This window comes from Echinicola sediminis, from assembly GCF_054777495.1.
The window spans coordinates 1-12,739 of record NZ_BAAHAP010000039.1 but is presented as its reverse complement, the minus strand read 5'-3'; the positions used below and the strand labels follow the sequence as shown (position 1 = coordinate 12,739).

Here is a 12,739-nt window from a genome sequence, read left to right as displayed (position 1 = left end):
CTATGAAAAAGTCGCAAATCATCCTGGTTGCAGTAGTCGTTGTTGCCATAGCGGTTTTGTATTCACTTCCCAGAGTAGTGGTGGACAATGCTGACGACAGTGAAAACATTAGTCAGGAAGATACCGCGGCTTCTGATTCTGTCATGCAAGCACACAGTGCAAACATTCCGGAATCAGAGCGGGGAGCTGTTAGTGGCTTGATAGCCAAAATGGAAAACGCAGAAAGTAAAGAAAAATTTACTAACTTTGCGGATTCAATTGCTGCTTTTTATCAGAAGTCGGGGATTTATGACAGTGCAGCCCACTATTTGGGCAGGAGCGCCGAGAAATATCCCGATCAAGAGGCTTTTGAAAAAGCAGGGAATGCTTACTATGAAGCGTTCGGCTTTGCCATGGACCAGGACAAGATGGCTTACCTTGCTGAAAAGACAAGGACCTATCTTGGAGAGGTGCTGGAAAAGCAGCCTGAAAGGTTGGATTTAAAGACCAAGGTGGCCATGACACATGTGTCTTCTTCCAATCCCATGCAGGGAATCATGATGCTAAGGGAGATCCTGGAAAAAGATCCTCAAAACGAACAGGCGCTTTTCAATATGGGGGTGCTTTCGATGCAGTCCGGTCAATATAAGCGCGCTGTGGAACGATTTGAGCATCTGGTGGGTTATTATCCTGAAAATATTCAAGGGCAGTTTTACCTGGGCGTAAGCTACTTTGAAGCGAAGCAAAATAATAAAGCGAAAAAACAGTTCCAGCTGGTGAAAGACATGACGGAAGATCCGATGATCCTTTCCAGTGTCGAGAATTATCTGGGACAATTATAAAAGTATTGTTAAACTTAAATCCATAAGATTATGCCTTGCGGTAAAAAAAGAAAAAGACATAAGATCGCTACGCACAAGCGTAAGAAAAGACTAAGAAAAAACAGACATAAGAAGAAGTAATACACTTCTTCTTTTTGAGTTTTTACACAAAAGAACGTTCATTAACATAAAAAAGGAGACACGATTTGAGTACGGAATTAGTAATTGATTCTGCTCAAAACAGTAGTCGAATAGCCCTCTTAAAAGACAAAGGACTGGTGGAGCTCCATTCAGATGAGGAGAGCAACCAGTTCAAAGTCGGGGATATGTACCTGGGAACAGTCCGTAAAATCGTCAATGGCCTCAATGCGGCCTTTATTGATGTGGGCTACGAAAAAGATGCGTTTCTGCATTACCAGGACTTGGGGCCCAAGGTAAAAAGCCTGATAAAGTATACCAAATATGTCAGGAATAACCACAAGGATCACCCCACCCTAAAAGGGTTTGAACTAGAACCTGAGATAGAAAAGCTGGGAAAAATTTCCCAAGTCCTTTCTAAAAACAATCAAATTTTAGTTCAGGTTGTAAAGGAGCCGATCTCTACGAAAGGCCCGCGACTATCCTGTGAGCTCTCCCTAGCCGGTCGGTATTTGGTGCTGGTGCCATTCTCCAATTCAGTCAATGTATCCAAAAAGATAAGGAAGGCTGAAGAAAGAAGGAGATTGGCCAGGCTCATCACTTCGATCAAGCCCGCCAACTTTGGTGTGATCATCAGAACCGTAGCAGAAGGCCAGTCTGTAACAGAGCTGGATAAGGATCTACGGAACTTGGTGACCACCTGGGAGGAAGGGATGAAGAAGCTGATGAAAGCCAAAAGCAAGGACAAGGTGATAGGAGAAATGAGCATGGCGAGCTCTATTATTAGAGACCTGCTCAACGAATCATTCGATGCAATCACGGTAGAGGATGAATTAATCTATGATCAGATTCGGTCTTATATCAGATCGATCGCCCCTGAAAAGGAAAAAATTGTTAAGCTTTACAACGGCAAAGCTAAGCTCTTTGAAAGTTTTGGGATTGAAAAGCAGATCAAGAGTCTTTTTGGACAATCGGTAAGCCTGCCCCACGGCGGTTATTTGATTATCGAACATACCGAAGCCCTGCACGTCATTGACGTAAACAGTGGTAATAAGTCCAATCAAGAAAGCGACCAGGAAACGACAGCATTAAAGACGAACCTGGTAGCTGCCAAAGAAATTGCCAGACAGCTGCGCCTCCGGGATATGGGAGGGATCATTGTCATCGACTTCATCGACATGAAAAAAGCCGAAAATAAACGGGCTGTATACGATGCGGTGAAAAATGAGATGAAAGACGACAGGTCCAAAAATACGGTGCTGCCATTGACCAAGTTTGGGTTGATGCAAATTACCAGACAAAGGGTAAGACCTGAGGTAAATATTGTCACCAAGGAAACCTGTCCGGCCTGTAATGGGACGGGAAAAATACAAGCTTCGATCCTAGTGGCCGATAAGCTGGAAAGAGACCTTGAACATACTGCTGTACACCAAAACCTACCCAATATAAAAATAGGTTTACACCCTTATCTTCATGCATATTTTACCCATGGTTTGATATCTAAAAGGGTCAAATGGTTTTTTAAGTATTTCAAATGGGTGAAGCTGATCAAAGATTCTTCATTACCAGTGACGGAGTATAAATTCCTGGATGAAACAGGAGAAGAAATAGAACTCGATGTGAAAAGCGGAGCTGAATAAGCTCCGTTTTTTTTATGTGTTTTTTTCCGTGATCAACTTTATCCCTTTTAGCGTAAGTTCTCTATCAATGTCGGTAAAGGTGCTTTCCAAAGTGGTTAAGATTTCTGAAAGCCCTCCGGTGGCGATAATTTTAAAATTACTGTTTATTTCTTCTTTTATGGATTGCAGCATGCCTTTTACCAGTCCTGTGTACCCATAGAGCACTCCTGCCTGAATAGAATGGATGGTGTCCTTACCTATGGCTGAGCGGGGGAGCTCCAGCTTCACTTCTGGAAGTTTGGCTGTATTCCAGAAGAGCGATTTTATGGCTGTAGTCAGGCCTGGTACAATATTTACACCTATAATCTCTCCGTTATCGTCCAAAACAGTAAAGGTCAGGGCGGTACCGAAATCTACAATGATACAGGCAGAGCGATAGCGGTCGTATGCCGCAACGGCATTGGCCATCAGGTCAGTACCCATTTCCGCAGGCCTGGAGGTCTTTACTTCCAGGTTAGCATAGGCCCTTTCGCTGATCATGAGCGGCTGTAGGTTAAAGAAGGTTTGTGAAAAGGTTTTGAGCGCTTCATTGATTTCCGGTACCACAGAGCTAATGCCTATAGAGGTAACCATGGATGCTTTAAGCCCGTTTTCCAGGAAAAATAGCCGAAGGTTTTTTTCCAAGAGATTCACGGAAATATCTTTTTTGGTTTCTTCGCGGTGTTCATACGCCCAGGTTTCTGTGGAAGTGTCATAAAAACCGAAAACAATATTGGAGTTGCCTGCATCAATGGATAAAAACATACTGAGAATTTTTATGGTACAATTAGGCGGGGCAAAGGCTCCCTATACCTAAATCTAATGGGTATGGATGCCAAAATAAAATCTGGGATTAGTTCTTTTTTGAATTTTTTCTAATTTCGAGACATGTATACGATAAGAGAAGGAAAAAAAGAGGATCTGCCTCAGGTGTATCGACTGATTCAGGAACTGGCACTTTATGAAAAGGCTCCGGAGCAGGTTACCAACACGCTAGAAATGATGGAAGAGGATGGTTTTGGGGATCATCCTGTCTACGGTTTCTTTGTGTTGATCAAGAATGAAACGGAGGAGATCATTGGCACGGCCATTTATTATTACCGCTACAGTACCTGGAAAGGAAAGCGGTTGTATTTGGAAGATTATATCATCACAGAAAAAGAAAGGGGTAAAGGCGCCGGCAAGTTACTTTTCGAAAGAGTGATGAAAAAATCCTTGGAAGAGAACTGCACGGGTATGATGTGGCAGGTGATGGATTGGAATGAGCCAGCTATCAACTTTTATAATAAATATCAAGCAGATATTGAGGGTGGCTGGTACAACTGTCACCTTCAGTCGGATGAGATTATTGAAATGCTCGGTTAACAAATTGCCTGGCAATCCTATTACAGGTAACCGGTTTTTCAAAATTTGTGAAGCTCCCTATAATTTTATAGGGAGCTGAAATTAGATCGTATTTTCTTTTAAACTTGTTCAAGCAAAGACCTGAAAATGACATATTTGTCCTTGAATTTTTTCTGGAAATCTTCCTGAAGGCTTTTAGAGTGCTTTTCTTGATATTCCATTACCTTTTCTATGCTGTCTGTGAAATACTGAACCGAATAATTGACCCCGCCATCTTCGGTGACATGTAACAATTTGTAAAATTTGTTTTCGGTAAAAAAACCTGTCTCCATCACTTCAGGGATATGGACCTCTTTCATCCACTTTAGCCATTCTTTTTCTATTCCTTGATCGATATTTACGGTAATGTTGTATAAGATCATTAATACATTATTTTGTTTATTATTATTATATTTGAAGTTAAACAAAATTAATGTCCTTACTTCAAAACTTTGGACAGCAAAGTTAGCTATTTCATCCTGTTTACTTTGTCAAAAGTGGCATTATTCTAAAAAAGTAGGGTATTAAGGCTTTGAGAATAAACATTTGGGTTAAAGAGAAGTTATTTCATTATGATACACGGAATATTATTTGTGGTGTTAGGCATTTTGCTAATGGAGGTAGCTGGGTGGTTTATCCATAAATACATCATGCATGGAGTACTTTGGGGAATTCACAAAACCCACCATCAGCCGTCAAAGGGGCCTTTTGAACTTAATGATCTTTTTTCATTACTGTTCGGAGGAATAGCTATTCTACTTATGTTCTTGGGCTATGAATCACTGGATTACAGGTTTTGGATAGGTGTTGGGATCAGTACCTATGGCGTAGCTTATTTTTTTCTGCACGATATTTTGATCCATCGTCGGAGAAAATGGTGGAGTAGACCCAAGCAAAACTTATTTACCGGAATAATGAAAGCACACCAAGCTCATCATGCCTGTAATAAGAAAAAAGGAAGTGAGGCTTTTGGATTGTTGATCGTTCCACTTAAGTATTTTAAAAAGGAGAGATATGAGTAATTATTCTATTAAAGATTTAGAGCATCTCTCAGGAATAAAAGCTCACACTTTAAGGATCTGGGAACAGCGTTATGACTTGGTCAAGCCTAAAAGGACGGATACCAATATTCGTTATTATGGGGATGAGGAGCTCAAGTTGATCTTGAATGTGGCTCTTTTAAACAACAGCGGCGTTAAAATTTCCAAGATTGCCAAGTTGAGCCAAGAAGAAATCCGAGAAAAGGTAATAACGTTGACGGAAGGGGACTTGGCATTTGAGGAGCAGATTTATGCTTTGACCGTGGCGATGATAGAAATTGATGAGGAAAGCTTCAATAGGATTTTGAACATCAATAAGCGTAACATCGGTTTCGATGAAACGATGGTAAAAGTAATCTATCCTTTTTTAAACAAGATAGGTTTACTGTGGCAGATTGGGAGCATTACCCCTGCACAGGAGCACTTTATGAGTAATTTAATTCGCCAAAAATTGATCGTGGCTATCGATCAATTTGTTTATAAAGGGGGAGGGAAGAAATTTCTTCTTTTTCTTCCGGAAGGAGAGCTTCACGAAATATCGCTTTTGTTTGCGGCTTATATTATCAAAAAGGAAGGGCATAAGGTGATTTATTTGGGGCAGAGTACCCCATGGAGGGATTTGAAAGAGGTTTATAAATATCATAAGCCTGAGTACCTGATTACTGTCATGACCAATTCATCGGGTTTCGATTCTTTGGAGGGCTATTTGAAAAAATTGGCCGATACCTTTACTTCAAGTCAGCTTATCGTTTCAGGTTATCAAGTCCTCAAAGACGACCTTGATATTCCAAAAAATGTAAAGGTCATGGATAAGGTGGAGGATTTCAAAGGGTTTTTGGAAGAAGTAGCTAAGGATCCTGACCTGGGCTAAGTAGAGATAAAAGATGAATGGAAGCGGGCTATGGCCCGTTTTTTTTGTGCTCAAATATTTTTTGTTGAACAAATGTTGAACAAAAGTTAAACATTAATTGGTTTTTTGTTTAATGATTACTAAATTTAATTAAACAAAATAATTAAGTCATGACAACTACCGAATTCAGTTATTCCTTAAACGAGCACAGTAAATCCCTGAAACCATTTGCCTTGAGGCTTACCAAGGATTCAGACGATGCCAATGACCTCTTGCAGGATACCGTATTGAAAGCATTTACGAACAGAGACAAGTTTTCGGATGGGACAAACCTCCGTGCCTGGCTTTACACCATCATGAAAAATACTTTTATCACCAATTATCAAAGGATGGTGAGAAGGGCCACTTTTGTTGATTCCACGGATAATTTGCATTATATTAATTCAGGAAGTACGACTATTGAGAACCGTGTTCATGGTGAGTTTGCTTTAAAGGACATTCACAAAAGCATTGAGCGATTGGACGATGCCTACAAAGTGCCTTTCTACATGTACTTCAATGGATTTAAATACAAAGAGATCGCAGACAAGCTCGATTTGCCGATTGGAACGGTCAAAAACAGGATACACATAGCCAGAAAAATGCTTAAGTCGGATTTAAAGGTCTATAAATTTGATTAGGATGAGCCAGGAAAAGGTAGTTGTGATAGGTGCAGGTTTTGCCGGATTAGCTGCTGCCACCCGTTTGGCCGATCAGGGATTGGATGTCCTGTTGTTGGAAAAAAATGATAGCCCAGGAGGGCGTGCAAGAAGTTTTTCTGTAGATGGCTTTACCTTTGATATGGGGCCGAGTTGGTATTGGATGCCAGATGTTTTTGAGCATTATTTTTCCCAGTTTGGAAAGCGGCCCAGTGACTATTATGACCTGTACCGTTTGGATCCCTCCTATAGGGTGTTTTTTGGCGGAGATGATATCATGGACATGCCTGCTAATTTTGAGGAATTGGTAGCTCTTTTTGAATCAGTGGATCCTGGAAGTGGGGAGCAGCTGAAGGCTTTTCTGCAACAGGCGGAGAAAAAGTATTCTGTTGGAATTAAGGAATGGGTGTATAAACCCGGCCAATCCATTTGGGAATTCGCTCAGCCGGGTATCATCAATGATTTGATTAAGCTGGATATTTTCCATTCGATGAAAAAACATGTGCGCCGTTTTTTCAAGCATGAAAAATTGATCAGAATAATGGAATTTCCGGTATTGTTTCTTGGTCAAACAGCCGAAAAAATCCCTGCATTATACAGTTTGATGAATTATGCTGATATGGTCCTAGGGACTTGGTACCCCAGGGGTGGAATGCACGAGATTATTAAAGCCATGGTGAATTTAGCGGAGGAAAGAGGCGTGAGAATCGAATACAATGCCGATGTTTCTCAAATCAAGGTAGAAGATGGAAAAGCAGAATCGGTCTTTTTGAAGGATGGAAGGAAATATTCTGCCGATATCGTCATTGCTGGAGCTGATTATCATCATGTTGACTCCAAGCTCTTGCCGCCTGCCTACAGCAACTATTCATCAAATTATTGGGACAAAAGAACTCTGGCTCCTTCCAGTTTAATTTTTTATCTGGGGATAGATGCTAAGTTGGAAGGCTTGCAGCATCATAACCTGTTTTTTGATGAGCCTCTGGAGCCGCATGCAAAGGCCATCTATGATCATCCGGACTGGCCTGAAAAGCCCTTGTTTTATGTTTGTTGTCCGTCCAAAACGGATCCCTCCGTATCACCTGAAGGCAAAGAAAATCTATTTATCTTAATTCCTCTGGCGCCAGACTTGGAGGATTCTGATGAAAAGAGGGAGGAATACTATGATTTGGTAATGGGCCGTCTGGAAAAGTTGACAAGGCAATCCATTAGGGATAAGGTGATTTACAAACGAGCCTATGCCCACCGGGATTTTATCAATGATTATAATGCATTTAAAGGAAATGCCTATGGTCTTGCCAATACTTTGGGGCAAACGGCTCTTCTGAAACCAAAGCTGAAAAATAAGAAACTCAGTAATCTTTATTATACGGGGCAGTTGACGGTTCCCGGTCCCGGGGTGCCTCCATCTCTCATTTCGGGCCAAGTTGTGGCCCATGAAATACTTAACAGCCATTTCTCAAAATCCTCAAAAAATTAATGCATATGGACGCAATGAAACTATATCACCTTACTGCCCAAGAATGTAGCAGACTTGTTACTAGGCGGTACAGTACTTCTTTTAGTCTTGGGATCAGAGTGATGGACGAAAAACTACACATGCCTATTTATGGTATTTATGGTTTTGTACGGTTTGCTGATGAAATAGTGGATACTTTTCACGACCACGACAAAAACTACTTGTTGGAAAAGTTCAGGAAGGATACTTATGAGTCCATTGAGCGAAAGATTAGCCTTAATCCTATTTTGAATGCCTTTCAGCTTGTGGTGCATCGATATGGTATAACCTATGACCTGATCGATGCCTTTTTGGACAGCATGGCCATGGATTTGGATTTTAGCACCTATAATGATGATAAGTACAAGGAATATATTTACGGCTCAGCGGAGGTAGTGGGCTTGATGTGTTTGAGGGTGTTTTGTGATGGTGACGATCAGGAATATGAACGATTAAAGGAGCCGGCGTGTAAACTTGGCTCAGCTTTTCAAAAGGTGAATTTCCTGAGAGATATGAAAAGTGATTTTGAGGAGCGGGGTAGGGTATATTTCCCTGGTGTGGATTATGCTAATTTCAACCAAGTCACCAAAAGAGAGATCGAAGAAGATATTGAAAAAGATTTTGAGGAGGCATTTAAGGGGATAAAGGAGTTGCCAGTGGGAGCAAAAATGGGGGTGAAGATTGCCTATTTGTATTACCAAAATCTTTTTAGAAAAATAAAACGCCTCAATCCTGAAACGATTACCCTGAAGCGGGTGAGGATTCCCAATATTAAAAAACTGTCTTTACTCATGGGGATTTATTTCGGCTCCAAGTTAGGCTTTGAATAATAGTGGGAATGGAGAGTTATCTGTATTTAATACTGAATCTTGGGACCTTGATTTTGCCACTTCTTTGGTCATTTGAATCAAAAGTGGGGTATGCCCGAAAATGGTATGCCCTTTTCCCTGCTATTGTCATTACTGCACTGGTTTATATAGCTTGGGATGAATGGTTTACAGAAATGGGCGTTTGGGGCTTTAATGAAAAGTACCTGACCGGGCTTTACCTGATGAATCTGCCGTTGGAAGAGTGTTTGTTTTTCTTTATCGTTCCTTTTTCGACAATTTTTATTTACGAGGTGCTGAATTATTATTTTCCCGGTGATCACTTGAAGCGCTACGCAAAGATGATTACTTATTTTCTGATTGGATTATTTGTGGTGGTGGCCTTGATGAATCTGGATAAATGGTATACTGGGGTGAATTTTTTCATAGTAGCGATCTTGTTATGTGTCCATTACTATTTTTTTTCTGACAAACTTATCGGAAGGTTTTATTTCTTCTATTTGGTGCACCTTATTCCATTTCTGTTGTTCAACGGGGCATTGACAGGGGCTTTTACCTCTGATCCTGTAGTGTATTATGATGATATGGAAAATTTAGGAATCAGGATCATAACCATTCCTATAGAGGATTTCGTTTATTCTATGGGCTTAATGCTTATGAATGTTTCCATTTATGAAAAAATCAAACAGCGTAAAACAATGTCAAGAGCTGTAAGTTATTAATTTATGTTAGGTTTGACCGTACATATCGATAGTAATTCCGGATTTTGCTTTGGAGTGGTGTATGCCATTGAGATGGCAGAAGAAATCCTAGAGAAGGAAGGGCGTCTTTATTGTCTGGGAGATATTGTGCATAATGACGAGGAGGTAAACCGGTTGGTGAAAAAAGGACTTCAAATTATAGGCCACGAAGATCTTGAGCATATTAAAGGAGAAAAAGTCCTTATCAGAGCGCATGGAGAGCCTCCGGAAACGTATAAGCTGGCCATACAAAATGATCTTACTCTGATCGATGCCAGCTGCCCTGTAGTTTTGAAGCTTCAAAACCGGATCAAGAATTCATATGATAGGAATGAAAAGGTTTATATTTTTGGCAAACCTGGGCATGCAGAGGTGAAGGGATTGATGGGGCAAACTGGTAATGAAGCGGTGGTGTTTCAGGACATAGCAGAACTTGACTTCGATGAAATACCGAAAAGAATTACGCTTTATAGCCAGACAACCAAAAGTACTGATAGGTTTTATGAGGTAACCCGTGTTCTTAAGGAGAAGGGAATTGAAGTGCAGACAAATGATACCATTTGCAGGCAAGTTTCGAACAGGGATAAAGAATTGAGGTCTTTTGTGCGGAATTTTGATAAAATTGTCTTTGTAAGCGGAAGTAAGTCCAGCAATGGTAAGGCACTTTATGAGGCCTGCAAAGAGCAAAATCCCCAAACTTACTTTGTGTCCCGTCCCGATGAAGTAATCAAAAAGTGGTTTGATCCACTTGATAAAGTGGGGGTCTGTGGCGCTACATCCACCCCAATGTGGCTTATGGAAGCTGTCAAAGCTAGGCTTATAGCGTTTTAAGTGTTAATTTTTCTTGTTAGTAAATAAAACTGTGTCAGTTAAGAATTCGTCACATAGTCATATCGACCCAATCGGAATTTTGGTGGCCATGGCCCTTATTTTGGCCTGGTTTACTTCTCTATGGTTTTTACTAAGTTGGGAACTGGTTTCGGCCTCCCCTCTTATTCTTATTGCCATATTGGTCCAAACCCATCTTTACACAGGGCTTTTTATAACCGCTCATGATGCCATGCATGGGAATATTTCTAAAAACAACACTATAAACCATGCCATAGGTTGGCTTGCTGCGATACTCTTCTCATTTAATTTTTATGATAGATTGTATCCTCAACATCATCAGCATCACCGATTTGTAGCCACGGGCAAGGATCCAGACTATCATCGTTCAGATAGCTTTTTCCCCTGGTATTGGAGTTTTATCAGCACATATGTTTCTGTGAAGCAGTTGTTATTGATGGGGGTGGCTTTTTGGAGCTTGCAGCTGTTTTTTTCTATAGAGAACCTTCTGTTATTCTGGATCCTTCCAGCACTGTTGTCTACATTTCAGCTATTTTATTTTGGTACTTTTCTTCCTCATAAAGGCGAACATAAAAACCAGCATAAATCCGGAACACTTTCCAAAAATCACTTTTTGGCGTTTTTAAGCTGCTATTTTTTTGGCTATCACTACGAGCACCATGATTCACCTGGCACGCCCTGGTGGAGACTATGGAGACTTAAATAGCTTAGAACGTATTTGTTTGGGCCAAATTATGGGGTAAAGCGTAATTAGGGTAACTTTGTTTTTGTATGTCAGGAAAAATAATGCCCAAGAACAGATTATCCCTAAGGCTGTTGCTCCTAGCAGCTATTTTTTTATTGAAAGGGCCTGATGTCCATGGGCAAAGTGATACTACAGGATTGCACTATCGTTTTTTCAATACCGTCGATAAAGCGTTGGGGCTACTCAGTACAGAAACTTGGTCTTTCATTCCGGCAGTGACCTATTCTCCGGAGACCAGTTTGGGGATTGGGGCAGGGGCTATTAAGGTTTTTAAAATGGAAAATGCAGAGGAACAGCATTTGCGCCCATCATCAATGCCCATCACGTTTGTTTATACTTTGAAAAAGCAGGCAATCCTCGAAATAGACCTGGATTTATGGAAAAATTATAACAAGGATTATGTTAATGCCAGGTTAGAACTTACCAAGTATCCATTTCAATTTTATGGGATTGGAAATGATTTACCAGCAGCAAACCAGGAAGACTATGCGAGTAGGTATGTATATTTTCATCTGAATTATATGCGTAAGGTTTTGCCCCATGTGTACTTGGGACCGAGGGTGATGTTTAGGGCTGACAAGGTTTATGAAAAGGAAGGAGATGGACAGCTTTCCAGTGGTGATATTCCGGGAAGTGATACGCCTGTGGTTTTGGGGACAGGGCTACAGCTCAATTATGATTCCAGGGACGATATTTTCCAGCCTAGGAGAGGGTTTTACAATCAACTTAGTTGGATGACTTTTAAGGGGCTTTTTGGCAATGCCTACTCCTATAATCGGTATGAACTGGATATCAGGAAGTATTTCCCAGTTGGGAAGGACAATGTCATAGCAGTACATTCCTGGTGGAGTTTTATAGATGGTGAGGCTCCTTTTCAACAGCTGTCTTTATTGGGAGGGAGTAAACGTATGAGGGGCTATTTCGAAGGAAGGTATCGTGATAAGCTGGCCATGGTCCATCAGGCTGAATGGAGGTTTCCTGTTTATGGCAACTTAGGAATGGTACTTTTTGGAAGCACAGGACAGGTGGCCAATAGGTTTTCCCAATATGCCTTAGAAAGGTTTCATTATGGAGCGGGTTTCGGTTTTCGATACAAATTGATGGACGAGGGAATTAATATCCGCATTGACTTTGGTTTTGGTGACCAGAAGGCATTTTACTTTGGTCTAAATGAAGTAATCTAAGCAGTTTAGATTGATTGATCACTTAAAAATAATGGTTGGAGCTATTGCGGGCTATAGGCTATAATAGCAGGGGCCTTGCATGGATTACCTGAATTAATAAAGTGTGAAATTTAATCAAGGTAATACACCCTCTTTACCCTGCTGCTGATATTGGTGAGCAGCTCGTAGGGGATGGTTCCTATTGTCTCTGCCTGTTCTTTAAGAGAAAGCCCAGGTCCGTAAATGATGACTTCGTCGCCTTCTTCCACTTCCATGCCGGTGACATCGACCATGGTCATGTCCATACAGATGTTTCCGATTATCGGGGCTTTTTGGCCATTGATCATTCC

15 protein-coding genes are annotated in these 12,739 nt (G+C 40.9%); 12 read left to right on the top strand and 3 right to left on the bottom strand.

The window, feature by feature from the left end:
- The first annotated feature begins 2 nt into the window (after nt 1-2).
- Both ACYVAA_RS11730 and ACYVAA_RS11725 read left to right on the top strand, forming a co-directional pair.
- Nucleotides 3-821, top strand: a complete 819-nt coding sequence (locus tag ACYVAA_RS11730) for a tetratricopeptide repeat protein (RefSeq protein ID WP_460541825.1) — start codon at nt 3-5, stop codon at nt 819-821.
- Between the two features lie 185 nt (nt 822-1,006).
- A complete protein-coding gene (locus ACYVAA_RS11725) occupies nt 1,007-2,578 on the top strand; it encodes an Rne/Rng family ribonuclease (RefSeq protein WP_460541823.1) in 1,572 nt (523 codons plus the stop codon).
- 12 nt (nt 2,579-2,590) lie between these two features.
- Here the strand turns inward: ACYVAA_RS11725 and ACYVAA_RS11720 are convergent, their stop codons facing one another.
- Nucleotides 2,591-3,361: a type III pantothenate kinase gene (locus ACYVAA_RS11720; protein WP_460541821.1), complete on the bottom strand. Its 771-nt coding sequence runs from the start codon at nt 3,359-3,361 to the stop codon at nt 2,591-2,593.
- 123 nt (nt 3,362-3,484) lie between these two features.
- On the opposite strand from ACYVAA_RS11720, the gene ACYVAA_RS11715 reads away from it, so the two are divergent.
- Nucleotides 3,485-3,961, top strand: coding sequence for a GNAT family N-acetyltransferase (locus ACYVAA_RS11715; RefSeq protein ID WP_460541819.1), 477 nt, complete (start codon nt 3,485-3,487; stop codon nt 3,959-3,961).
- Between the two features lie 98 nt (nt 3,962-4,059).
- Here ACYVAA_RS11715 and ACYVAA_RS11710 read toward each other — a convergent pair whose 3' ends face one another.
- Nucleotides 4,060-4,362 (bottom strand): DUF4286 family protein, encoded by a 303-nt coding sequence (locus ACYVAA_RS11710; protein ID WP_460541817.1) that lies wholly within the window; start codon nt 4,360-4,362, stop codon nt 4,060-4,062.
- 189 nt (nt 4,363-4,551) lie between these two features.
- Here ACYVAA_RS11710 and ACYVAA_RS11705 point away from each other — a divergent pair, with 189 nt between their 5' ends.
- The 9 genes from ACYVAA_RS11705 to ACYVAA_RS11665 all read left to right on the top strand — a co-directional run bounded on the left by ACYVAA_RS11705 (nt 4,552) and on the right by ACYVAA_RS11665 (nt 12,410).
- On the top strand, nt 4,552-5,001 hold the full coding sequence (locus ACYVAA_RS11705) for a sterol desaturase family protein (protein WP_460541815.1): 450 nt from the start codon (nt 4,552-4,554) through the stop codon (nt 4,999-5,001).
- Nucleotides 4,994-5,890: a MerR family transcriptional regulator gene (locus tag ACYVAA_RS11700; RefSeq protein WP_460541813.1), complete on the top strand. Its 897-nt coding sequence runs from the start codon at nt 4,994-4,996 to the stop codon at nt 5,888-5,890. The genes ACYVAA_RS11705 and ACYVAA_RS11700 overlap by 8 nt, the downstream gene beginning before the upstream one ends.
- A 149-nt stretch (nt 5,891-6,039) precedes the next feature.
- Complete coding sequence (locus ACYVAA_RS11695) at nt 6,040-6,549, top strand: RNA polymerase sigma factor (RefSeq protein WP_460541811.1); 510 nt, start codon at nt 6,040-6,042, stop codon at nt 6,547-6,549.
- A gap of 1 nt (nt 6,550) precedes the next feature.
- A complete protein-coding gene (locus ACYVAA_RS11690; RefSeq protein ID WP_460541809.1) occupies nt 6,551-8,047 on the top strand; it encodes a phytoene desaturase family protein in 1,497 nt (498 codons plus the stop codon).
- Nucleotides 8,048-8,052: 5 nt separating this feature from the next.
- Entirely contained in the window at nt 8,053-8,895 is an 843-nt protein-coding gene (locus ACYVAA_RS11685) for a phytoene/squalene synthase family protein (protein ID WP_460541807.1), read from the top strand.
- Between the two features lie 8 nt (nt 8,896-8,903).
- On the top strand, nt 8,904-9,614 hold the full coding sequence (locus ACYVAA_RS11680; RefSeq protein WP_460541805.1) for a lycopene cyclase domain-containing protein: 711 nt from the start codon (nt 8,904-8,906) through the stop codon (nt 9,612-9,614).
- Between the two features lie 3 nt (nt 9,615-9,617).
- Complete coding sequence (locus tag ACYVAA_RS11675; RefSeq protein ID WP_460541803.1) at nt 9,618-10,463, top strand: 4-hydroxy-3-methylbut-2-enyl diphosphate reductase; 846 nt, start codon at nt 9,618-9,620, stop codon at nt 10,461-10,463.
- An 88-nt stretch (nt 10,464-10,551) separates the two neighbouring features.
- Nucleotides 10,552-11,187, top strand: coding sequence for a fatty acid desaturase (locus ACYVAA_RS11670; RefSeq protein WP_460541891.1), 636 nt, complete (start codon nt 10,552-10,554; stop codon nt 11,185-11,187).
- Between the two features lie 65 nt (nt 11,188-11,252).
- The gene (locus ACYVAA_RS11665; protein WP_460541801.1) at nt 11,253-12,410 is read left to right on the top strand and encodes a BamA/TamA family outer membrane protein; all 1,158 of its coding nucleotides are present in this window, start codon (nt 11,253-11,255) and stop codon (nt 12,408-12,410) included.
- Between the two features lie 110 nt (nt 12,411-12,520).
- Here ACYVAA_RS11665 and ACYVAA_RS11660 read toward each other — a convergent pair.
- Nucleotides 12,521-12,739: alanine racemase C-terminal domain-containing protein (locus ACYVAA_RS11660; RefSeq protein WP_460541799.1), on the bottom strand; the 219-nt coding region annotated here is incomplete at its 5' end.